This is a genomic window from Homoserinimonas sp. A520, assembly GCF_054489245.1.
The window spans coordinates 101,821-124,639 of record NZ_JBTMWX010000005.1; the positions used below are offsets into that span (position 1 = coordinate 101,821).

Sequence of the window (22,819 nt, forward strand, 5' to 3'; positions counted from 1 at the left end):
TGCTTGTGGCATCGCTTCCGTCCACCCGAGAATGGACCAGAGGGAAGGGGCGGCAGTGGACGCAGAGTTGTGGGGCAAGGCGGAGGCTCACCTGATTCGCTACGGGGCCGAATTCAGCCCGCGCATCATCACGCGCGCCGCCGGGTCGTACGTCTTCGACAGCCAGGATCGGCCGATCCTCGACTTCACCTCGGGGCAGATGAGCGCCATCCTCGGCCACTCGCATCCGGAGATCGTGGCGACGGTCTCGTCGGCGATCGCGTCGCTCGACCACCTCTACAGTGGAATGCTCAGCGCTCCGGTGATCGAACTGGCCGAGAAGCTTTCGGACACGGTGCCTGCACCGTTGAATAAGACGCTGCTGCTCACCACGGGCGCCGAGGCCAACGAGGCCGCGATCAAGATGGCCAAGCTGGCCACCGGCCGCTATGAGGTGGTCTCCTTCGACCGCTCGTGGCACGGCATGACGCAGGGCGCGGCATCCGCCACCTTCTCGGCCGGCCGGCGCGGGTACGGCCCGCCGGCCCCCGGCAACCTCGCCCTGCCGACGCCGAACGCCTATCGGTCGCCGTTCCGCACGGCAGATGGCTCATACGACTGGGCGGCGGAGCTCGACTACGGTTTCGCCCTCGTCGACCAGCAGTCCTCCGGCAGCCTGGCCGCCTGCATCATCGAACCGATCCTCTCCTCCGGCGGAATCATCGAGTTGCCGACCGGCTACCTCCGCCGGCTCAAGGAGCTGTGCGAGCAGCGCGGGATGCTGCTCATCCTCGATGAGGCGCAGACCGGGCTCGCCCGCACCGGAACCATGTACGCCTTCCAGCGCGACGGCGTCACCCCGGACATCCTGACCCTGTCGAAGACGCTGGGGGCCGGACTGCCGGTTGCGGCTGTCGTCACGAGTGCCGAGATCGAGCAGACCTGCCACGACCGCGGTTTCCTCTTCTACACGACGCACGTCTCAGACCCGCTGGCCGCGTCTGTCGCCCTCACCGTGCTGCGCGTCATCGAACGCGAGGCGCTTGTCGAGCGGGCAGCGCGACTGGGCGCCGAGCTCACCGAGCGCCTGCACGGCCTCCGCGATCGTTACGAGGTGATCGGGGATGTGCGCGGTCGCGGCCTCCTCCAGGGCATCGAACTGGTGAAGGACAAGGTGAGCAAGGAGCCGGCGGATGCGATGGGCCAGGCTGTCACGTCGGCCTGCCTCGAGAGGGGCCTCCACCTGAACATCGTGCAATTGCCTGGCATGGGCGGCATTTTCCGCATCGCGCCACCGCTCACCATCAGCGAGGCGGAGTTGCATGCCGGCGTGGACATCCTCGAGGAGTCGCTGAAGGTGGTCCTCCGCTAGTCTCAGGGGCGTTTTGTCATCCGGATGCGCCACACTGGCTGCTATGGATGAGCCTGAACTGGTCGTGCTGCTCTCCGAGGACGGGCTGCGCCTGGGTACCGCTGCCAAGGCGGAGGTTCACACGGCTGACACGCCGCTGCACCTGGCGTTCTCCTGTCATCTGTTCAGGGACAACGGCGAGGTGCTGGTCACTCGACGCGCATTGAGCAAGCGCACCTGGCCGGGCGTCTGGACGAACAGTTTCTGCGGGCATCCGGCACCCGATGAATCGTTAGAGGAGGCCATCTCCCGTCGGGCGCTGTATGAGCTGGGTGCCACAGTTCAGGATGTTGTCCCCGTGCTTCCTGATTTTCGTTACCGCGCCGTGGACGCGTCCGGGGTCGTCGAGAACGAGATCTGCCCGGTGTACAGGGCCGAGATCAGCGGTGAACTCAACCCTCGCGACAGCGAAGTGGTCGACTATGCCTGGGTGGAGCCTGTCCAGCTGGCGGCCGCCGTCCTGGCGGCCCCGTTCGCGTTCAGCCCCTGGCTTCGACTGCAGGTGGCCGGGTGGGGCCCGGTCGAGTACCGCTAACGGGATCAGCAGGAAAACACAACGACACGGTGGGCCCCGCCGGGCTCGAACCGGCGACCCGCGGATTAAAAGTCCGATGCTCTACCAACTGAGCTAGAGGCCCGCGGCGTTAAATCTAGCGTGATTTCCAGCGTCTGCAGAATCGGGCGCGGCTGGCCTAACGCAGTCCCTCGACTGCCTGGCACACATCCATGAAGAGCTCGGAGTGCAGCTTGTTCCACGCGACGGTCACCGGCTCAGGACATGATGAGAACTTCACGACCACGGTGTTGGTCTGCGGATCCGCCCAAATGAACTGGCCGTGGATTCCGCTCGCATAGAAGTTGCCGCGCTCGTTGTTGGTCACCCACCACTGGTTCGAGTAGGCGCCGTCCGCATGCACCTGCTGGTAGGCGGATCCCTCTGCCGCCGCCGAGTCCCCGCCTGTGCAGCTGCTGCGCACCCACTCCTCGGACACCACGCGTCGATCACCTGCGACGCCGCCGTCCAGCATGAGCCTGCCCACCAGGGCGAGGTCGCGCGCGGTGCAGCTGATGCCGCCGTTCGCGAAGGCGAAACCACCGGCATCCACGGTGATGGATGCCTCGTCCTGGCAATCGAGGCGCGACCAGAGTCGCCGCGACACCGCTTCGGCGTACCGCAGACCGGTCACGTTCTCGATGATCCAGGCGAGCACATCGGTGCCGGCTGAGCAGTACAGGAAACGACGACCATGGTCACCAGCTCCGGAACGGAGACTGGTGAGGAACTCGTAGGTATCTGCCGGGTCGCCGGGCAGGCTTGGCCGCCACCCGGCCACCCGGTCCTGGGCCTGCACGTGCGAGTTCTGGTTGGTGTAGTCCTCGTCGTACTCGACGTCCACGGTCATGTCGAGCACCTGCTGCACCGTGGCGTCCCCGTAGCCGGTTCCGGCGAGCTCCGGCACGTACTGCTCGACCCGCGCGTTCACGTCGAGCGCGCCCTCGTCGACCAGGGTGCCGACGACCAGCCCGCAGATCGACTTCGACACCGACATCAGCAGGTGCTGGTCGTGCGGCTGGAAACCTTCTGCATACCGCTCATCGACGACCTTCCCGTCGGTGACCACGAGGAACGCGTCCGTGTAGCTCTCGGCGAGGCGGGCGTCCAGGTCGGGCAGGGCATCCGCCAGCTTCCGCGGGAGCCGGGCTCGCTCATCCGTCGCCACCTGCGGATGGCGGGAAATTCTCGCGGCCGGCACGAACTCGCTGACGCGAGAATACGTCCAGCGGTTATGCGGGGCATCCTGCCAGTTCTCGAGGCCCAGGGTTGCCCGGGAGCCGGTGTCGGTGAGAGGGGTGAGGGACTGGGTCACGAGTGAATACTTTCTTCGTTCGGACGGGATGGTAGGGACAATTCCTGGATGATCGCGCCGGGTGTGGGCGGCATGGATTCGAGCAGGCGTTTCGTGTACTCGTGCTGGGGCGAGACGAGCACCTCGGTTGCCGGGCCGATCTCGACGAGGCGACCCGAGCGCATCACCCCGGCGGTATCACTCATGTGGCGCACGACGTCGAGGTCGTGGGAGATCAGCAGGTAGGTGAGTCGATACTCGCGCCGCAGTTCCTGCAGCAGGTTGAGCACCTGTGCCTGCACCGATACGTCCAGGGCGCTCGTCGGCTCATCGAGCACGAGCAGTCGCGGGTTCGTCGCAATCGCCCGGGCGATGCCGACGCGCTGGCACTGGCCGCCGGAGAGCTGGTGGGGCAGCCGATCAGCGTGTGCGCGACCCAGGCCGACCTGGTCGAACAGTTCGTGCACGCGTGCCTGGAGCGCTCGGCCGCGGAGGGCGGTGTGGGTGCGCAGCGGCTCGGCGATCGAGTCGGCGACCGAGACGCGCGGGTTGAGCGCGGCGACGGGATTCTGGAACACCATGCCGGTGCGCCCGCGCAGCCGGCGGAGGCGGGAGCCTCGCAGCTCGAGAATCGACTCACCGTCCACGACGCTCGTGCCCGACGTCGGTTCGATCAGCCGGAGGGCACACCGGGCGATGGTGCTCTTGCCCGACCCCGACTCCCCGACGAGGCCGAAGGTGGTTCCCTCCTCGACCGAGAACGAGACGCCGTCGACCGCCCGCACCTCGCTCCCGTGAGAGCGGTATACCTTGACGATGTCGGTGAGCTCCAGAATGCCGGTCACGATTCCTCCTCCGCCCTGATGCACGCCACCTCATGCAGCGGTGCGATCGGCATGAGTTGTGGATCGATGGTGCGGCAGGCGTCGATGACGAGCGGGCAGCGGTCGGCGAATGCGCATCCGCTCACCGCCATCAGGTTGCCGGGCACCACGCCCGAGATGGCCTCCAGCCGGCTGCCGGGACGGTGCCGGGCGGGCAGGGCGCCGAGCAGACCGATCGTGTACGGGTGTGTGGGGTGGTTCAGCACGGAGTCGACCGGCCCGGACTCGATGATGCGACCGGCGTACATGACGGCCACGCTGTCACAGGTTTGGCTGACGACCCCGAGGTTGTGCGTGATGAGAAGCACGCCGAAGCCGAACCGGTTGCGGAGCGACAGGATGAGTTCCAGGATCTGCTTGGCGACCGTCACGTCGAGCGCGGTGGTCGGCTCGTCGAGGATGAGCAGCCGCGGTTCGCAGAGCAGCGCCATCGCGATCATCGCCCGCTGCAGCATCCCGCCGGACAGCTCGTGGGGATAGCTGCGGAACACGCGCTGGGCATCGGGCAGACCCACCTGCTCGAGGTAGCCGAGAATGTGTTCGCGCGCTTTCCTGCCCGTCATGGCGCGGTGCCGGGCGACGACGGCCTCCATCTGCTGACCGAGGGTGAACACCGGGTTGAACGCTGTTCCGGGATTTTGGAACACGATCGAGATGACGTCACCGCGTGCCGCTTCGGGGCGATCCGGGTGCTGCTCCGTGCCGTCGATGATGATCCGTCCGGTGCGCACAGCGCCCTTCGGCAGCAGGCCGAGCACCGCGAGCCCGGTGAGGCTCTTGCCGCAGCCGGTCTCGCCGACAATGCCGAGCACTTCGCCCGGTGCGAGCGCGAGCGAGATGCCGCGCAGCGGACGGTTTGTGGTCCGGCCGCGTTCGACGAACTCGACTTCGAGATCGTCGATGACGAGAAGGTCGTTCATCGCTTCACCTGCCGGGGGTCGAGGAGGTCGCGGAGCGCATCGCCCACGAGGTTGAACCCGAGTACGGCGAAGAAGATCGCGAGGCCGGGGAAGGTGGAGATCCACCAGGCGGTGAAGATCTGGCCCCGACCCTCGGCGACCATGAGGCCCCAGTCCGGGTCCGGCGGTTGGGCACCGAGGCCGAGGAACGCGAGTGAGCCGACCGCGAGCACGACCGCGCCGATGTCGACGGTGCCCTGCACCAGGATCGGGGTCATGCAGTTGCGCAGGATGTGACGGGGCAGGATGAGCAAGGTCGGCACGCCCGTGGCCCGCGCCGCCTCGACGAATGGCCGGTCCCGGAGCGAGCGCGCCTCGGCGCGCACGAGCCGTGCGTACCAGGGCCACCAGCTGATGGCGAGGGCGATGCCGGCGTTGAGGAGGCTGGGGCCGAGGATCGCAACCGTGATCATGGCCAGCAGCAGCGGTGGGAACGACTGGAACACTTCAGTCACGCGCATGAGCAGGTCGTCCAGCCATCCGCCCCGGTAACCGGCGATGGCCCCCAGGGGGATGCCGATCGCCGCGGCGATGGCCACCACGAAGATGGAGACCACCAAGGCCGGTTGGGCACCGATGATGACCCGGCTCAGGATGTCGCGGCCCAGTTGGTCGGTGCCGAACCAGTGTGCCGCACTGGGCGCCAGCAGGCGGGCATCCACGTTCGTTGTCCCATGACCCTGCTCCGGAAATGGTGCGATCCAGTCGCCGAACGCGGCGAGCACGACGACCAGCACGATGAGCGCCAGCCCGAGCATGGCAAGACGGTCGGCGCGCATGACCCGCACGGCACGCGAGAAGAAGCCCTGCCCGGCCGGCGTGTACTCGCCTGCGGGGGTGGTAATTGCGGCAGTCATGAGATCCTCACGCGCGGGTCGAGGCGGGCCTGGACGATGTCGACCGCCAGGTTCGCGATGAGGTAGCCGGTGGCGCCGAGGATGGCGATGGCCATGATTGCCGGATAGTCCACGGCCACCATCGCTGCGGTGGCGAACTGCCCGATTCCCGGCCAGTTGAAGACGACCTCGACGAAGAAGGTGCCGGTGAGCGAGTAGGCGGTTGCCAGGCCGATGATGGTCATGGTCGGCGGCAGCGCGTTCTTGAGTGCGAACTTCCAGCGGATGAGCCCGTCCCGGATGCCGTAGGCGGATGCGGTGAACACGTAGTCCTGTCCCATCACTTCGAGCATCGAGGCGCGGGTCATCCGGGCGACGAGACCGAGCGGGTAGGCGGCCAGGGTGACGGCCGGGAGGATGAGGTGGGCGAGGCCGTCCTGGAACGCGACCCAGTTGCCGGTGATCAGGCTGTCGAACAGGGCGAAGCCGGTCACGTCGGCGATGGGGCTCGCGTAGGCGATTGCGGTGCTGAACTGCCCGGTGGCCGGTAGGATCCCGAGCTGGCCGACGAACAGCACTTGCAGCAGCAGGCCGAGCCAGAACGCCGGGATCGAGACACCTCCGATCGAGAGGAAGCGGATGCTCGCATCCAGTGCCTTGCCGGGGCGCCGGGCGGCCAGCACCCCGAGGGCGATGCCCAGCACGACCGCGACGAGCATCGCGACGAACAGCAACTCGAGGGTGGCGGGCAGCCGGGTCGCCAGCTCATCCAGCACCGGACGCTTGCTGGCCAGAGAGTTGCCCCAATCTCCGGTGACCAGTCCGAGAAGATAGGTGAAGTACTGGATGATGAGCGGGTCGTTGAAGCCGAGCTTCTCGCGGATGCGCGCGAGTTCCTCAGGCGGGGCCTTGGGGCCGACGTACACGACGGCGGGGTCGCCGGGGATCACGCGAGTCAGGATGAACACGATGATCGTGAGGACGAGGATGACGAGCACCGCCGTCCCGGCCCTCTTGGCGATGAAGCGCAGCACTGCGTCTCCTAGTAGTTGGTTCGGGGGGATGGGGCGGGCTTTTCGCAGCCCGCCCCGACCCGATTATTCTGCGGGCGAGATCTTCGAGAAGAACGTGGTGAACGGATAATTCTCGTTGTACGCTCCCACCTCCAGATGGCTGGGTACCACGGATGGCAGGCGCACGTCGTAGAGGAAGACGCCGGGGGCCTGGTCGACCAGCAACGTCATCGCCTCCTCATAGAGTTCCTGCGCGCGGTCGCGATCGCTCGCCGTGTAGGTCGCTGCCTCGTCGATCAATGCGTCGTACTCGGCATTGTTCCAGTAGCTGAGGTTGAAGAACGGTGCATCGCTGGAGTGGAACAGTGAGTACAGGTTGTCTGACCCCGCGTCGGAGTAGGTCGGCCAGTAGTACAGCACGAACATGTCCTGCGCGGTGGCCGGGTCGGCCTTGGCGTTCTCCCACTGCTGGTTGAACAGCTCGGCGCGAACCTCGACCTCGACGCCGATCTGGGCGAATGCGTCCTTGATCAGCGGCACGAAGCGGGCTTCGGCCGCGTTCTCGGATGCGTAGGTGAGGGTGAGCGAGAATCCACCGTCCGGATGCCCGGCTTCAGCGAGCAGTTCGGCTGCCTTGTCGAGGTCCTGGCTGTACTGCGGAACATCTTCGGAGTACGGGAAGATTCCGCGGGGAACCCCGGCGTACGACTGGCTGGCGTAGCCCTGGCCGCCGACGTCGATGATGTCCTCGTACGGAACGGCGTAACTCAGCGCCTGCCGAACCTTTGGGTCGTCGAGGGGTGGCCGCACGGTATTGAACAGCGCGACGAAGTTGAATGGCGAGTTGTACTCCCGCACCTCCGCGCCCACCTGGTCGGCGACCGAGGTCACGTTCTCGATCGGGATGTTCGTGGCGAAGTCGACCTCACCGGCGGTGAACATCTGCTGGGCGGTCACGGCATCGGCCGTGATGGCGACGTCGACGATGTCGTAGGCGGGCCGGGCATCCTCGTTCCAGTAGTCGTCGAATGCCTCGAGCACGACCTTCTCGCCCGGGGTGTAGGACTTGATCGTGTACGGCCCGGTGCCGGCGGAGATGCCCTGCTCGAAGTAGCTCTCATCTGCAGCGACGGACTCGAGTGCCTTCGGCGAGACGATCCAGGCGCCGTAGGTCGATGATGCGATCAGGTCTGCCGGAGCGGCGTAGCTCAGGTGCATGATGACAGTGGTCTCGTCAGGAGCCTCAACGCTCTCCAGCGGCACCCAGATGAACGATGCGCCGCCGTTGGCCTGGGCTGCTTCGATGCTCGCCTTGACCGCCTCAGCGTCGACCATCTCGCCATCGTGGAAGGTGACGCCTTCACGGATATCGAAGGTCCAGGTGAGGCCGTCTTCGCTGACGGACCAGGATTCGGCGATGCCGGGGGTGAACTCTTCTTCTGAGCCTTCCGCGTTCTTCCAGAGCAGCGGTTCGTAGACGTTGCCCAGGTACAGGGCTTCCGTCGAGAATGAGCGAACCGGATCCCACGTCGTCACGGCAGCCGATGCTGCGACAGTGAGAACTGAGGTGTCGGTTGCGGCGGGTCCGGATGCGGTACAGCCGGATAGAGCGATCACACCGGCTACAGCGGCGCCCGTGAAAGTCAGAGCGCCACGTCTGCGCGCTTGTGTCAGTGCCATGTTTGCCTCCATCATGAGTCGCCGGAGCGGCGAATTCCGGCAAGACTATCCGCGGTTGGTAATAACATGCTAATACCCAATATTGGCTAAACCGATGCCTCGGAGGTATCACATGGACTTACGACTTCTGCAGTACTTCCAGGTGGCCGCAGAGACCGGTTCACTGCACGCCACGGCGGCTCGAGTCCACGTCGCACAACCATCGCTCAGCAGGCAAATCCGTCGGCTCGAGCAGGACCTCGGCTTCCCGGTATTCGACCGATCGGCGCGCGGACTCACCCTCACACCAGCCGGCCGCGCATTCCTCCCCGTCGCCGAGGACCTGCTGGCGCGTGCCGGCCGAGCCCGCTCGGCAGCCCGCGCCTTCGCTCGGGGCACCGTCGCATCCCTCACCGTCGCATCCGCCCCGACAACCGTCGCCGACATTATCTCGCCGTTCGTCGCATCCGTCGGTCCCGATGGGATCATCGGCAACGTCGTAGAGCGGGTCCCCGAACAGGTTTACGACACCATCGACACTGGTGAGGCTGACTTCACGGTGGGCACGCGCATCCCGCCGGCGGAGCTGGGCAGCCGCGTGATCGGGCACGCTTTCCTCTGGGCGCAGGTGCGGGCAGACCACCCGTGGGCCGGCCGTGCGAGCATCCCGATCACCGAACTCGTCGAGCAGCCACTCATCATGATGAGTCGCTCGCATGGGGTGCGGCAGATGTTCGATGCCGCCGCGAGCCGGGCCGGCCTGACCTTCACGGCATCCATCGAGACCGAGTCCCCGTCACTCGCGCAAGCTCTCGCCGCTGCCGGCCGAGGAATCTGCGTGCTGTCGGACGACTCCCGCTTCGACCTGGTCACGGTGCCCATCGCATCGCCGACCGGCGAGCTGGTCATCACCCTGTACGGGGTCTGGGACGAACGGCACTACGCCACCGGACTGATCCAGAACTGCCTCGATGAGCTCGAAGCATTCATCGCCGATCTCTACCCGCAAACCCGCGGGATGCGCTGACCCCACGCGCCAGGCTTAGGCTTGAGCGGATGACTGACGAGTTTCACAAGCCGACCCTGTTCTCGGGCTCCATGTTCGAGAGCATCATCGGCGGCGAAGACCCCGCACACATCAGCCGCATTGCCCACGAGACGGCAGGTGCGTTGCTCGGACGTGTGCGGGAGCAGCCCGACGCCGAAATCGTCGAGCGGCTGGTGACGTACACCGACGAGAACGGCATCGATGCGATCGCGGAACTGTGGTCGCGGGCGAGCCCGCACAGCCTGCCGGGCGCACTGTGGAGCATCTACCTCCTGCGCGCCCTGACCCGGCAGGACGCCGAGCAGTCGAGCTTCCTCTACCAGCGGGGCACCGAGGTTGTGTCCAACATCGACGCCGTGGTTGCCGGTGCGACGTCGCCGACGGGCCCCGCCGAGATCACCGCGCTGGCCGACGAGATCCTCCGCGGGCTGTTCCAGGGCGACTTCGCCGTGGCTCTGGAACGAGCCGCCGCCTTCTGCCGACTGACCAGTCTGGGCGCAACCAGTGTCGCCGATGACGTCGAAGTCGCGTCCCCGGAACGAGCCACGGCGCTGACCACGAAGGCACTCCGCCTGTCGCATATGGCCGGCGAGCTGGCTGCCTGCGCGAAGCTCTGGCGGGCCGGCTCGCTCGACTGATCCGTCCCGACACGCTCGACCGCGCATCCGTGCGCTACTGGCGAACCGGGCTCGCGACTCAGGATGCGTAGGTTAAGGTTGGTCAGGTCGGGTCGCGGTAACCCCGGGCTCCAATATTCGCCGCTACGAGCGGCCTCGCGCCGAGAGGCGTTCCGCGACCCGGCACACAACCGTCTCCCAATCCCCGGACTCCACGCATCAGCGCAAGCGGCGGTCGCTCGAGGCTGCCGACGGCGGCGGAACTACCCGAACTTGCCCGAGACGTAATCCTCCGTGGCCTGCACTGACGGGTTCGAGAAGATCTTGTTGGTGTCGTCGTACTCGATGAGCTTGCCCGGTTTGCCGGTACCCGCGATGTTGAAGAACGCGGTTCGGTCGGACACCCGCGACGCCTGCTGCATGTTGTGGGTGACGATGACGATCGTGTACTCGGTCTTGAGCTCCTCGATGAGGTCCTCGATGGCGAGGGTGGAGATCGGGTCGAGCGCTGAGCACGGCTCGTCCATCAGAATCACCTGAGGGGACACAGCGATGGCTCGCGCGATGCAGAGACGCTGCTGCTGCCCGCCGGACAGCCCCGATCCGGGCCGGTCGAGGCGGTCCTTGACCTCGTTCCAGAGGTTGGCGCCCTGCAGCGATTTCTCGACCAGGTCATCCGCGTCGCTCCTGGAGATTTTCCGGTTGTTGAGCTTCACGCCGGCCAGCACGTTCTCGCGGATCGACATGGTGGGGAACGGGTTCGGCCGCTGGAACACCATGCCGACCTGACGTCGCACCAGCACCGGGTCGACGCCTGGAGCGTACAGGTCGCTGCCGTCGATGAGAACTTCGCCGTCCACGTAGGCGCCGGGAATGACTTCGTGCATCCGGTTCAGGGTGCGGATGAAGGTCGACTTGCCGCAACCGGACGGCCCGATGAACGCCGTCACACTGCGCGGCTCGATGTTCAGCGTGATGCCTTCGACCGCCTTGAACTTGCTGTAGTAGACGTCGAGGTCGCGCACTTCGATACGTTTTGACACGGGTTTCCTTAGCTAACGGCCCAGTTTGGGCGAGAAGTACCGGGCGATGAGGCGGGCGGCGAGGTTGAGCGCCATGACGATCAGGATGAGCGTGAGCGCGCCCGCCCAGGCTCGGTTCAGGTAGTCCTGCGGCACGGCGCCCTGGCTGACGTACTGGTTGTAGACCAGGACGGGCAGGCTCTGCATCCGGCCCTCGAACAGGTTGTAGTTGAGGTTGTTGGTGAACCCGGCCGCGACCAGCAGGGGGGCGGTCTCGCCGATGACGCGGGCGATGGCGAGCGTGACACCGGTCATGATTCCGGCGATGGATGTCGGCAGCACCACCTTGAGAACGGTCAGCCACTTCGGGACGCCCAGCGCGTAAGCCGCCTCGCGCAGCTCGTTGGGCACCAGCTTGAGCATGTCCTCGCAGGAGCGAACCACGATCGGGATCATCAGCACCGAGAGCGAGATGGCGCCCGCGATTCCCAGCTTGACCCCCGGCCCGAAGAACAGCGCGAACACCGAGTAGGCGAACAGGCCGGCGACGATCGACGGGATGCCGGTCATCACGTCGACGAAGAAGGTGATCGAGCGGGCGAGCGGACCACGGCCGTACTCGACCAGGTAGATCGCGGTCATCAACCCGATCGGCACCGAGATGAGGGTGGCCGTCAGCGTCATCAGCAGGGTGCCGACCATTGCGTGGACGATGCCGCCGCCATCGCCGACGATGTTGCGCATCGAGTAGGTGAAGAACTCGAGGTCGAAACGGGCGAGACCGTTGGTGACCACCGTGATGAGCAGGGAGACCAGTGGCAGGAGGGCGAGCATGAACGCGCCGCCGACCAGGGCGGTGACCAGCCGGTCCTTCGCCCTGCGTGAGCCTTCGATCAGCAGTGAGTAGAAGTAGATGATGACCGTGTACAGGATGGCCGCCACCAGCAGCATCCCGAAGACGTTGAAGTCGGAAGCTTCCGCCTGCTGGAACAACCAAAAGACGATGGCCGAGACGGCGAGGGCGCTGAGGAGAACGTAGAGCGGTGTGTGCCTGCCCAGGAGCCCGGCGGAGTACGGGTTCGGGAAGTCCGTGGTCTCCGGCGAATCGGTTGCCGTGATTCTCGTCATCAGTTGGCTCCCGAGAATTCTTTGCGGCGGGCCAGGATCCAGCGCGCGATCATGTTGACGATGAGTGTGATGGCGAACAGGATGAGGCCGGTCGCGATCAGCAGGTTGATGTTCAGCCCGAACGCCTCTGGGAAGCGCAGGGCGATGTTGGCTGCGATGGTGCCCGGGTTGGAGGAGGTGAGCACAGCGAAGGTGATGCCGCCGGATGCGGAGAGCACCATGGCGACGGCCATCGTCTCCCCGAGCGCACGGCCGAGGCCCAGCATCGAGGCGGAGACGATCCCCGGACGACCGAACGGCAGTACGGCAGTTCGGATCATCTCCCAGCGCGTGGCGCCGAGTGCCAGCGCGGCCTCCTCGTGCAGCACCGGCGTCTGGAGGAACACTTCCCGGCTGAGGGCGGTGATGATCGGCAGGACCATGACGGCGAGCACGATGGCGGCGGTGAGGATGGTGCGGCCGGTTCCGGATGCCGGCGGGGCGAAGAACGGGATCCAGCCCAGGTTCTCGGTCAGCCAGGTGTAGGCCGGCTGCACGGCCGGCGCCAGCACGTTGCCGCCCCAGAGGCCGAAAACCACTGACGGAACGGCGGCGAGCAGGTCGATGATGTATCCGAGTCCCTGCGCGAGGCGCCTGGGTGCGTAGTGCGAGATGAACAGGGCAATGCCGATAGACACCGGAACGGCCATCAGCAGGGCGAGGGCGGATGCCCACAAGGTGCCGAACACGAGCGGCGCGACATACGACCAGAACGGTTCCCCGTCGAGGATGTTGACATCGTTCGGGTCTGCTGTGATGGCCGGGATGCTCTCCACCAGCAGGAAAGCGGCGACAGCAGCCAGGATGGCGAGGATCAGCCCGCCGGCAGTCAGCGCGGTGCTGGAGAAGATCCGGTCACCGAGGCGCTGCTTCGCCCGGATGCGCGGGGCCGTGGCCGGCGTGGTCATCAGTTCGTGGTCCCCTGGGGTGTGGATGGTGCGGAGAAACTCAGGGTGCGGGCTGCGAACACTGTCACAACCCCAGTCTGCCCGGTGCTACACCCACGCACAACACGAGGGGGCACCGGGCAGGCCGTGAGCGATGTTACTTGATGCTGTCGACCGCAGCCTTCGCCTTCTCGAACAGCGAGGCGGAGATCGGTGCGATACCAGCTGCGTCAGCAGCGGTGGCCTGGCCCTCGTCGCTGATCACGTAGTCGAAGTATGCCTTGGTCAGTTCGGCGGCCTCAGCGTCGGCGTACTCGGAGCATGCGACCAGGTAGCTGATCAGGACGATCGGGTAGACACCCTCGGCCTCTGAGGTGCGGTCCAGCTCGATGGTGAGGTCAACCGCGTCGCGTCCCTCGACCATCGGGGACGCGTCGACGATTGCCGCAGCGGCCTCTGACGAGTACGGCACGTACTCGTCGCCGACCTTCACGGAGACGACTCCGAGGTCGCCGGCGCGAGAAGCATCCGCGTAGCCGATGGTGCCGGTTCCACCGGTGACGGCGTCAACAACACCGGAGGTGCCCTGAGCGGCCTCCCCACCCTCGTAAGCCCAGTCACCACTGACCTCGGCGTCCCAGACTTCGGGGGCCGCGGCGCTCAGGTACTCGACGAAGTTCTCCGTGGTGCCCGACTCGTCGGCGCGGTGAACAGCGGTGATCGCGGCATCCGGCAGTTCAACCGCCTCGTTCTGGGCGACGATCGCCTCGTCGCTCCAGGTGGTGATGTCACCCTTGAAGATTCCGGCGATGGTGGCCGCATCCAGGTTCAGCTCGGAGACGCCCTCCAGGTTGAAGATGACCGCGATCGGGGAGATGTAGGCCGGGATCTGCACGATCGGTGAGCCCGGAACGCAACCGGCGAAGTTGTCCTCCGCCAGCTCCTCATCGTTGAACGCACGGTCGGTGCCGGTGAACACGTTCGCCCCGGCAATGAAGTTGTCGCGGCCCGTGCCGGAGCCGGTGGGGTCGTACTCGACGGTCACGTCCGGGTTCGCGGTCTGGAAAGCGGCAACCCAGGCCTCCTGGGCCGTGGCCATCGACGATGCGCCGCCGCCGACCAGCGTGCCGGAAAGCGTGCTGGTGGAGTCGTCCGCCGAGGCGGTCCCCTCATTGGCTGCACAGGAGGAGAGAGCCAGCGTGCCGACAACGGCAATCGCAGCGATGGCGCCCCAACGCTTGGTGGTGATCTTCACAGGGTTCCTTTCGAGGGAATGTGATTGTGGTCATGGGGCTGGTGCAGCCCCATGGGGACACCGTAGGAACCGCGGTTAACAACACTCGACCCGGTGGGTGAACGGCAGGTTAACGAGTGGCCAACCCTCAGCGGGTGTTGCGTCTGGGAATGGGCCGCTTGCTCCTCAGCTCAAACATTGAACGATTGGGGCGGACGAAAAGCGTGTCCGCCCCAATCGTTCAAAACTCGACACCCCGCAAACCACCCACACCCAGCCGCCGGCTCGGGTTTGCCGGAGGGGCAGGCAGCGCGGCTCGCGACTGGCGAAGCGCTCAAGCTCCGCTGGTTGAGCCTGTCGAAACCCCCACGAGCAGCGTTAGCTGGTCGAGGACGGTTACTAGGGTCTTTGCTATTTGATGAGGGCTACGGCCTCTTCGGCTTTCTGCTGCAGGGTGGCGCTGATCGGGGCCGAACCCGCGTACTCGGCCGCCAGGGCCTGCGCGTCGTCGCTGATGACGTACGTGAAGTACTCGCTGACCAGTTCCGCCTGGGTAGGGTCGGCGTACTCCGCGCAACCGATCAGGTAGCTGATCAGCACGATCGGGTAGACGCCGGCCTGTGTGGTGGTGCGGTCGATCTCGATCGCCAGGTCGCCGGGGGCGCGGCCCTCGGAAATCGGTGAGGCATCGACGATGGCGGATGCCGCCTCCGCCGAGTATGGAACGTACTCGCCGCCGACCTTCACCGAGACGACACCGAGGTCGCCCGCGCGTGATGCGTCGACGTAGGCGACAGTGCCCGAGCCGTTGCGCACGGTGTCGACAACACCGGAGGTGCCCTGCGCGGCCTCGCCGCCCTCGAACGGCCAGGTTCCGTGCGGTTCGTAGCCCCAGGCATCCGGTGCTGCCGCGGCCAGGTAGTCGGTGAAGTTCTCCGTGGTGCCCGACTCGTCGGAGCGGTGCACGGGGGTGATCGCCATGTCCGGGAGCTCCGTGTTCCGGTTCTGCTCAGCGATGGTGTCGTCGTTCCAGCGGTCGATGTCGCCGGAGAAGATCCTGGCGATCGTCTCCGGGTCGAGCTTCAACTCGTCGACCCCGTCGATTTGGAAGACGATGACGATGGGCGCGATATAGGTCGGCAGCTCGATGATGCTGCTTCCGGTCGCGCAGGCCCTGAACTCCTTCTCGGCCAGCTCCTCATCGGTGAAGGCCCGGTCGGAGCCTGCGAAGGATGCGCCGCCGGCGATGAACATGTCGCGACCGGCACCTGAACCGGCGGGGTCGTACTCGACCGTCGCGTTCGGGTGCAATGACTGGAACCCGGCAACCCAGGCCTCCTGGGCGGCCTGTTGTGACGACGCCCCGCCGCCCACAACAGTGCCGCTGAGGTCTGATCCGGGGGGAAGATTCAGTTCGTTGACGGCGCAGGATGTCAGCAGCAGGGTTGCCGCCACACACGCCACGGTCAGGCGGCCACCACGCTGGAACTTCACGCACTCAGGCTAACAGCGTGGCTCGGCCTATTCTGATTCGTTCCTGGGCGCGATGGCGCGACGGCCGACCATCAGCAGAGTTCCGAGCAAGAGGAGCAAGGTGCCGGCCAGTACGACAGGTGTGAAGTCGGCCCCGGTCGGAGGCAGGGTGGCCGCGGGTGTGGTGGGGGAGGCCGGGAGGGCAGCCCAGCCGGCGAACGCGGTGGCGTCGGCGGCGAGAGGGGCGGTGAAATCGAACGGGGTGGCTCCGGTGCTGGTGGTGAACCATCCGGTGAAGGTGTATCCGATTCTGGTCGGTGCGGTTGGCGGCGCAGCAGTGGTTGCCGGGACGATTGTCACACTGTCGATCGGGTCGCCGTGTCCGCCCGTGTCGAAGCCGAGCGTCGCCCCGGGGGCGGTGGTGTAACCCTGCCAGGTGATCGCGCCGCCGGGTGCGTAGCCGGCAGCGAACCGGCTCGGGTAATACACGACCAGCGCCGGGTTGGTCCCCAGCGAGCCGTTCACCCCGTTGGCCGTGAGCGTTGACGGCGGCGCTCCCTGAAATACCGGGGATGTCAGCGAGCTCAGGTAGAAGGCCTCCGCGCCGATGGAGGTTACGGAACCTGGGATCGTGACCGTGGTGAGGCGTGTACCCGCGAACGCACGGTATCCGATGGTGGTGACCGAGTTCGGGATGGTGACGGTGGTGAGTGGTGTGCTGGAGAACGCGCCGTCTCCGATGCTGGTGATGGAGTTCGGGATGGTGACGGTGGTGAGCGATGTGTTGGAGAACACATAGTGGCCGATGGTGGTGATGGAGTTCGGGATGGTGACGGTGGTGAGGGATGTGCCGGAGAACGCGAAGTCTCCGATGGTGGTGATGGAGTCTGGGATGGAGACCGAGGTGAGGGATGTGTTGGAGAACGCGAAGTCTCCGACAGAGGTGACGGAGTCCGGGATCACGATGGAGGCGAACCGTGCGTTTGCGAACGCATACCTGCCGATGGTGGTGACGGAGTTGCCGATGGTGGCGGTGGTGAGGGCTGTGCCGGAGAACGCGAAGTCTCCGATGGTGGTGACGGAGTCGGGGATCGTGACCGAGTTGAGGTATGTGTCGAAGAACGAGTGGTGGCCGATGGTGGTGACGGAGCTGCCGATCGTGACGGAGGTGAGGGCTGTGTAGGAGAATGCATTGCCTCCGATGGTTGAAACCGAGTCGGGGATCGTCACGGAGGTGAGGGGTGCATGGATGAACGCGCGGTCTCCGATGGCGGTGACGACGTAATCCGATCCCGCGTGGGTAATGGTGTCGGGGATGACCAGGACGGTCACGGAGTCGTCGAAGTCGGTGACGGTCGCGGTGCGGGCGGCATCGTCCGTCACGAAGGTCATCCCGCCCTCGGTGACTGTTGCGGCGAAGGCGGGTGGCGCCGTGAGGACGGTTGCGACCGCCATCAGGAGCCCTGCCAGGAGGACGACTGCCGCACGGGCAGCTCGTGCGACGTGGGCATGAAGGTGGGAATCCCTTGTGGTGGGCATGTGCGGCCTTTCCTAGTCGCGCTGTCCCAACGAGGGCGTCCTATCAATATAACGCTCAATCCTCAAGAATGGGCAACGAAGAGATCTAGAGCACGGGCCCGTGTGTCTCGACCGCGATGATCCCGCGCTCCGGCCCCTGCCGGGCCAGGTGCACGATTGTGTAGTCGCCGGTCGCCAGGTCGGCCGAGCTGCGAAGCGGCGCATCGAGCGGCGTATTGGTCTGGTAGGCCAGCTGCCTGATGAGTTCAGGAATCACCGGGCCGTGGCTGCAGATCACGGCGGTCTTGCCCTTGGCGAGGCGCTTGGCGACGACGTCCGCGACGTCCGCTTCGCCGTTCTCCCAAGCGTCCTGGCTGATTCTGGCGTCCTCCTTGACGTCCAGGCGCATCAGGTCGGCCAGCGGCTGGAGGGTCGCCCGGCACCTGGCAGCGGTGCTGCTGACCAACCGCGAAGGGCTGTAGGCGGCAATACCGGATGCCGCACTCACCGCCTGCCTCTCGCCGCGTTCCTGGAGCGGCCGGGTCGCATCCGCTCCCTCCCAGCTGGTGGGAGAAACGGCCTTGCCGTGGCGCAGCGCGATGATCGCGAAAGTGCGGTAGGTGTCGTTGTCGACCCGCGCCTGGAAGCGGTCGAGCACATCGCGGTCATGTGGGTAGCTCAGGGCCTCGCGCGCTTTGCGCAACGAGAGCCATTCGAGCCTGGTGATCTCGTCGTTGGGCGCGAACGTCGACGAGGCGTGCGTGTCGTCGTCGACCTCCGCGGCCCAGTAATAGACGACCTTGTCGCGGCCGCCGGGCAGCTCATACTCCGTAGTGCCGAGCGGTGCGCCGAGGTGCAGGCGAAGGCCGGTCTCCTCGTGGAGTTCCCTCGCCGCGGTCTGCGGCAGGCTCTCGCCCGGGTCCACCTTGCCCTTCGGGAAGGAGACATCGTCGTGCCGGTCTCGGTGCACGAGAAGCACCTTGAGCTTGCCATCGACCACTCGCCAGCACACGGCACCGGCGGCGAAGACCGGTGCGCGGCTCACCGGCGCATCCCGGCGTGGATCCTGGTCGTGACGGGTCGGTCGGAGATCCGCTGCATGATCACATTCTGCAGGTCCAGCCGCAAGGTTCCGTCATCATTGCGGTAATTGCGGACCCACTCGCCGTTCGATTCGAGTGACCACGAGGCGATCTCGGGCGACATGGAGAGGTCGAAAATCGCTTCGACGTGTTCGAGGTGCGCGGGGTCCACCAGTCGCACGAGCGCCTCGACGCGGCGGTCGAGGTTGCGGTGCATCAGGTCGGCGCTCCCGATGTACACCTGGGTGTCGCCGCCGGCAACGAAGGAGAAGATGCGCGAGTGCTCGAGGTAGCGGCCGACAATCGAGCGCACCCGGATGTTCTCGCTGAGACCCGGGACGCCAGGCGTCAGCCCGCAGATGCCGCGGACGACCAGGTCGATCGGAACGCCGGCCTGGCTGGCCCGGTAGAGCGCGTCGATCACCTGCTCGTCGACGATCGAGTTCACCTTGATCCGGATGCCGGCCGGCAGTCCGGCATCCGCATTGACCGCCTCCGCCTTGATGCGTTTCAGCAGGCCCTTCCGCAGGTGCCGCGGTGCCACCAGGAGCCGTTTGAACTTCTTCTCGACGGCGTAGCCGCTCAGCTCGTTGAACAGCCGGCTGAGGTCTTTGCCGACGACCGGGTCGGCGCTCAGCAGCCCCAGGTCTTCGTAGACGCGGCTGGTCTTCGGGTTGTAGTTGCCGGTTCCGATGTGGCTGTAGTGGATGAGCGTTCCGTCCTTCTCCTGCCGAACGACCAGCGCCAGCTTGCAGTGCGTCTTCAGCCCCACCAGCCCGTAGACGACGTGCACTCCCGCCTTCTCCAGCTTGCGCGCCCAGGAGATGTTGGCGGTCTCATCGAATCGCGCCTTGATCTCCACCAGCGCAAGCACCGCCTTGCCCGCCTCCGCTGCGGCGATGAGGGCGTCGATGATGGGACTGTCGCCGGAGGTGCGGTACAGCGTCTGCTTGATGGCGAGCACGTTCGGGTCGGTTGCCGCCTGCTCGAGGAATGCCTGAACGCTGGTGCTGAAAGACTCGTAGGGGTGGTGCAGCAGGATGTCCTGCCGGAGGATCGATGCGAACACGTCTGGGGCGACTGCCGGGTCGGCGCTGCGCAGGTCGGCGTTGGTCGTGCGGGGGTGCTTCGGGTACTTCAGGGCCGGCCGGTCGATGCGGAACACCTCGTACAGTCCGCCGAGGTCGAGGGGCGCGGGCAGCCGGTAGACCTCCTGCTCGGTGATGCCGAGCTCACGAACCAGCAGGCCGAGGGTCACCTCGTCCATGTCGTCGGTGATCTCGAGCCTGATCGGTGGACCGAACTTGCGGCGCAGCAGCTCGCGTTCGAGGCTCTGCACCAGGTTCTCCGACTCGTCCTCCTCGATCTCGACGTCTTCGTTCCGGGTCACCCGGAACTCGTGATGCTCCAGGATGTCCATTCCGGGGAACAGTTCGCCCAGGTGGTTGGAGATGAGGTCTTCGAGAGGGATGAAGCGCAGCAGGCCGCGTTCATCATCCGGCAGCTGCACCAGCCTCGGCAGGTTGGTCGGCACCTTCACTCTGGCGAATTGCACCTTGCCTGATTTCGGGTTGCGCACGCGCACCGACAGATTCAGCGACAGCCCGGAGATGTACGGGAACGGATGCGCCGGGTCGACTGCCAGCGGGGTCAGCACCGGGAAGATCTGGGCAGAGAATATCTCGTCGATGCGCTGCCGGTCGGCGTCGTCGAGGTCGATCCAGGACTCGACGTGGATACCGGCATCGTCGAGCGCCGGTTTCACCAGGTCCCGGAACACTGCCGCATGCCGTTCCTGCAGTTCGTGCGCCTTGTCGCTCACGTCCTGCAGCACGTCCTGGGGCGCGCGGCCGGTGTTGGTCGGCACGGCCAGGCCGGTGAGGATGCGACGCTTCAGTCCGGCGACGCGGACCATGAAGAACTCGTCGAGGTTGCTGGCGAAGATGGCGAGGAAGTTGCAGCGTTCAAGCAGCGGAACATTGTCGTCCTCCGCCAACTCGAGCACGCGGGTATTGAACGCGAGCCAGCTCAGCTCGCGGTCGAGGTAGCGGTCGGCTGGGAGCGTTCCGTCGTCGACCCAGGGCGAGTCGTAGTCGTCGTCCAGGCTGTCGGTGGCCAGACCGGTGTCGTCGAGGAAGGTCTCGTCCATCGCAACATCATTGCACTCACGCCTTACGCGCCGGTGAACTCGATAGTGGCCGTTCCGGAGAGATGCACCCGTTTCGCCGGGCACATCTCTCCGGAACGGGCACTAATGCGCGGGGGTTTCCGAGCGGTACTGGATGTCGACGGTGTAGTTGGTGAAGCCGTACGAGCGGTACAGCCGAACGGCGGGCTCGTTATCCGCCTCGACGTAGAGGTTGGATTCGCGGATGCCGCGCTCGGCCAGCCGGTTCAGCCCCGCCTCGACGAGCGTGCGGCCGATACCCTCGCCCTGCCGGTCGGGCGAGACCCCGACCGCGTAGAATTCGCCGAGGTCTCCGGCGACCTTCAGCCAGCAGAAGCCGGTCAGTTCTTCGCCGTCCCACAGCAGCAGGAAGTCGTCGGCGTCGAACCAGCGCTCGGCCATCCGCGCGTCCAGGTCAGGTTGCGCGAGCTTGCCCTGTTCCGGATGCCCGGCGAACGCCCGCGCGTTCAGGGCGAGCCACGCGGCGTCGTCGACGCCCGGCTGGAATGCACGTACACCTCGGTGCGCATCCGCGACCGGGGCCGGCTCCGGCACCGCGGCCCGCAACTGCAGCAACTCCCGCACCGGCTCGAAGCCGTACTTCGCGGCGAGTGCCCGCGCCCCGGGGTGGTCCCCGTGTGCCCAGATCAGCAGCGTCCCGTCGGCTCCGTCGATCACGTCGCGCAGCAGGCGCTCACCGAACCCCCGGCGGCGAGCATCCGGATGCACCACCAGTTCTGCCTCCGCGCCACCGTCATCGGCTGCCATCAACGCGGCACCCAGCGCTTCGCCCTCGAGCGCCTCACTGCCCACCGTCAACAATTGTCGCGTCCCGGCGGCGTGGTCGACGAGGCTCTGGTCGGAGAACGGCGGCTGCCCATCCGCTGCGGTGGCAGCTGCAATCAGGTCCCGCAGGAAGTCACTCATCGTTGTCGTCCCCTTCTTCAGACTCCTTGTCGTTCGGCGTGAAGCGGTACCCGACGTTGCGCACCGTGCCGATCAATGCCTCAAGATCTCCCAGCTTCGCCCGTAGCCGCCGAACATGCACGTCGACCGTGCGCGTGCCGCCGAAGTAGTCGTAACCCCACACCTCGCTGAGCAACTGCTCCCTGGTGAAGACCCGTGACCGGTGCCCGGCCAGGAAGCGCAGCAACTCGAACTCCTTGTAGGTGAGGTCGAGCGCACGCCCGTTGGCTTTCGCCGAGTAGCTGCCTTCATCGATGACGAGGCCGGATGCCCGGATGGTGTGGCTCGTCTCCTCAGATCGGTGCCGACCGGTTGCCAAGCGGATGCGAGCATCCACCTCGCCAGGTCCAGCACTTGCGAGCACCACATCGTCCACTCCCCACTCGGCGTTCACCGCGGCGAGCCCGCCCTCGGTGACGACCAGCAGCAGGGGGAGGTCGAGCCCGGTGGATGACAGCAGTCGGCTGAGCGCTCGCGCATTCGAGAGTTCGGTGCGGGCGTCGATGAGCACCAGGTCGCAGCTGGGCGGATTCACCAGGTATTCGGGGCTGGCCGGCACCTGGCGTACGGTGTGCCCGAGGAGTCCGAGTGCTGGCAGCACCTCGCTGGCGGGCGCGGGCGTGAGTACCAGCAGCTGCGCCAACGGGCCTCCTTTTCGAAGAGCGCCAGTCTACCGAGTCGCCGGGATGATGACACCGGGATCCAGACATCCGTCGCCCGGGGCCTCCGTGCCCCAAGTTTCTGGGGCAAGATTGCATCGTGCCCATCGAGAAGCTGTCGCTCTACACCGTGACCCCGGTGTGGGTGCTGCTGGCGCTCGCCGCCGGGTTCATCCTCCTGTTCGCGCACGCCGACGCCCACCTCCTCTGGTTCTCGGTCTCGCTGGCGACCGGGATCATCCTGACGTTCTGCATCCAGCTGGGGCTCGACCGCAAGGAGGGCCTGGTGAACCGGGTCATGGCGAGTCTCGGCGGATCCATCGTCGTGCTGGCGATCGCCACCGGTGTGAGCGCGCTGCTCGGCTGAAGCTCGCTGCGCTGCTGAGCTCAA

At 66.1% G+C, this 22,819-nt stretch carries 21 protein-coding genes and 1 tRNA gene; 5 read left to right on the forward strand and 17 right to left on the reverse strand.

The genetic code is table 11. The features are described 5' to 3' along the window. The first annotated feature begins 55 nt into the window (after window positions 1-55). A complete protein-coding gene (locus tag ACX3PH_RS12715; RefSeq protein ID WP_459093054.1) occupies window positions 56-1,351 on the forward strand; it encodes an aspartate aminotransferase family protein in 1,296 nt (431 codons plus the stop codon). A gap of 43 nt (window positions 1,352-1,394) precedes the next feature. Further along, window positions 1,395-1,925 (forward strand): isopentenyl-diphosphate Delta-isomerase, encoded by a 531-nt coding sequence (gene idi, locus ACX3PH_RS12720; protein ID WP_459093055.1) that lies wholly within the window; start codon window positions 1,395-1,397, stop codon window positions 1,923-1,925. Window positions 1,926-1,955: 30 nt separating this feature from the next. Here the strand turns inward: idi and ACX3PH_RS12725 are convergent. The 7 genes from ACX3PH_RS12725 to ACX3PH_RS12755 all read right to left on the reverse strand — a co-directional run bounded on the left by ACX3PH_RS12725 (window position 1,956) and on the right by ACX3PH_RS12755 (window position 8,609). Continuing rightward, window positions 1,956-2,028, reverse strand: a tRNA-Lys gene (locus tag ACX3PH_RS12725). A gap of 54 nt (window positions 2,029-2,082) precedes the next feature. Beyond that, the gene (locus ACX3PH_RS12730; protein WP_459093056.1) at window positions 2,083-3,258 is read right to left on the reverse strand and encodes a serine hydrolase domain-containing protein; all 1,176 of its coding nucleotides are present in this window, start codon (window positions 3,256-3,258) and stop codon (window positions 2,083-2,085) included. Further along, entirely contained in the window at window positions 3,255-4,082 is an 828-nt protein-coding gene (locus ACX3PH_RS12735) for an ATP-binding cassette domain-containing protein (protein ID WP_459093057.1), read from the reverse strand. Before ACX3PH_RS12735 ends, ACX3PH_RS12730 begins: the two co-directional genes overlap by 4 nt. After that, window positions 4,079-5,041 (reverse strand): ABC transporter ATP-binding protein, encoded by a 963-nt coding sequence (locus ACX3PH_RS12740; protein ID WP_459093058.1) that lies wholly within the window; start codon window positions 5,039-5,041, stop codon window positions 4,079-4,081. The genes ACX3PH_RS12735 and ACX3PH_RS12740 overlap by 4 nt, the downstream gene beginning before the upstream one ends. Beyond that, entirely contained in the window at window positions 5,038-5,937 is a 900-nt protein-coding gene (locus ACX3PH_RS12745) for an ABC transporter permease (protein WP_459093059.1), read from the reverse strand. The genes ACX3PH_RS12740 and ACX3PH_RS12745 overlap by 4 nt, the downstream gene beginning before the upstream one ends. Then, window positions 5,934-6,950: an ABC transporter permease gene (locus tag ACX3PH_RS12750; RefSeq protein WP_459093060.1), complete on the reverse strand. Its 1,017-nt coding sequence runs from the start codon at window positions 6,948-6,950 to the stop codon at window positions 5,934-5,936. Before ACX3PH_RS12750 ends, ACX3PH_RS12745 begins: the two co-directional genes overlap by 4 nt. 63 nt (window positions 6,951-7,013) lie before the next feature. Then, window positions 7,014-8,609: an ABC transporter substrate-binding protein gene (locus ACX3PH_RS12755; RefSeq protein ID WP_459093061.1), complete on the reverse strand. Its 1,596-nt coding sequence runs from the start codon at window positions 8,607-8,609 to the stop codon at window positions 7,014-7,016. 112 nt (window positions 8,610-8,721) lie between these two features. On the opposite strand from ACX3PH_RS12755, the gene ACX3PH_RS12760 reads away from it, so the two are divergent. Both ACX3PH_RS12760 and ACX3PH_RS12765 read left to right on the forward strand, forming a co-directional pair. Then, complete coding sequence (locus ACX3PH_RS12760) at window positions 8,722-9,615, forward strand: LysR family transcriptional regulator (protein WP_459093062.1); 894 nt, start codon at window positions 8,722-8,724, stop codon at window positions 9,613-9,615. Between the two features lie 29 nt (window positions 9,616-9,644). Beyond that, window positions 9,645-10,274, forward strand: coding sequence for a DNA-directed RNA polymerase subunit beta (locus ACX3PH_RS12765; RefSeq protein WP_459093063.1), 630 nt, complete (start codon window positions 9,645-9,647; stop codon window positions 10,272-10,274). 242 nt (window positions 10,275-10,516) lie between these two features. Here ACX3PH_RS12765 and pstB read toward each other — a convergent pair whose 3' ends face one another. From pstB to ACX3PH_RS12815, 10 genes are all read right to left on the reverse strand, one after another. Further along, window positions 10,517-11,296, reverse strand: a complete 780-nt coding sequence (pstB, locus tag ACX3PH_RS12770; protein WP_459093064.1) for a phosphate ABC transporter ATP-binding protein PstB — start codon at window positions 11,294-11,296, stop codon at window positions 10,517-10,519. A 12-nt stretch (window positions 11,297-11,308) separates the two neighbouring features. Beyond that, the gene (pstA, locus tag ACX3PH_RS12775; RefSeq protein WP_459093065.1) at window positions 11,309-12,403 is read right to left on the reverse strand and encodes a phosphate ABC transporter permease PstA; all 1,095 of its coding nucleotides are present in this window, start codon (window positions 12,401-12,403) and stop codon (window positions 11,309-11,311) included. Then, window positions 12,403-13,350: a phosphate ABC transporter permease subunit PstC gene (pstC, locus tag ACX3PH_RS12780; RefSeq protein ID WP_459093066.1), complete on the reverse strand. Its 948-nt coding sequence runs from the start codon at window positions 13,348-13,350 to the stop codon at window positions 12,403-12,405. The genes pstA and pstC overlap by 1 nt, the downstream gene beginning before the upstream one ends. A gap of 136 nt (window positions 13,351-13,486) precedes the next feature. Then, entirely contained in the window at window positions 13,487-14,578 is a 1,092-nt protein-coding gene (locus ACX3PH_RS12785) for a phosphate ABC transporter substrate-binding protein PstS (protein ID WP_459093189.1), read from the reverse strand. A gap of 396 nt (window positions 14,579-14,974) precedes the next feature. Further along, a complete protein-coding gene (locus ACX3PH_RS12790) occupies window positions 14,975-16,057 on the reverse strand; it encodes a phosphate ABC transporter substrate-binding protein PstS (RefSeq protein ID WP_459093067.1) in 1,083 nt (360 codons plus the stop codon). A 27-nt stretch (window positions 16,058-16,084) separates the two neighbouring features. Continuing rightward, the gene (locus ACX3PH_RS12795) at window positions 16,085-17,575 is read right to left on the reverse strand and encodes a leucine-rich repeat protein (protein WP_459093068.1); all 1,491 of its coding nucleotides are present in this window, start codon (window positions 17,573-17,575) and stop codon (window positions 16,085-16,087) included. Window positions 17,576-17,660: 85 nt separating this feature from the next. Continuing rightward, the gene (locus ACX3PH_RS12800; RefSeq protein WP_459093069.1) at window positions 17,661-18,599 is read right to left on the reverse strand and encodes an NUDIX hydrolase; all 939 of its coding nucleotides are present in this window, start codon (window positions 18,597-18,599) and stop codon (window positions 17,661-17,663) included. Then, the gene (locus tag ACX3PH_RS12805; RefSeq protein ID WP_459093070.1) at window positions 18,596-20,785 is read right to left on the reverse strand and encodes an RNA degradosome polyphosphate kinase; all 2,190 of its coding nucleotides are present in this window, start codon (window positions 20,783-20,785) and stop codon (window positions 18,596-18,598) included. The genes ACX3PH_RS12800 and ACX3PH_RS12805 overlap by 4 nt, the downstream gene beginning before the upstream one ends. A gap of 102 nt (window positions 20,786-20,887) precedes the next feature. Then, complete coding sequence (mshD, locus tag ACX3PH_RS12810) at window positions 20,888-21,730, reverse strand: mycothiol synthase (RefSeq protein WP_459093071.1); 843 nt, start codon at window positions 21,728-21,730, stop codon at window positions 20,888-20,890. Further along, the gene (locus ACX3PH_RS12815) at window positions 21,723-22,412 is read right to left on the reverse strand and encodes a response regulator transcription factor (RefSeq protein ID WP_459093072.1); all 690 of its coding nucleotides are present in this window, start codon (window positions 22,410-22,412) and stop codon (window positions 21,723-21,725) included. Before ACX3PH_RS12815 ends, mshD begins: the two co-directional genes overlap by 8 nt. A gap of 116 nt (window positions 22,413-22,528) precedes the next feature. On the opposite strand from ACX3PH_RS12815, the gene ACX3PH_RS12820 reads away from it, so the two are divergent. After that, complete coding sequence (locus tag ACX3PH_RS12820) at window positions 22,529-22,795, forward strand: hypothetical protein (RefSeq protein ID WP_459093073.1); 267 nt, start codon at window positions 22,529-22,531, stop codon at window positions 22,793-22,795. The last annotated feature ends 24 nt before the right edge of the window (window positions 22,796-22,819 follow it).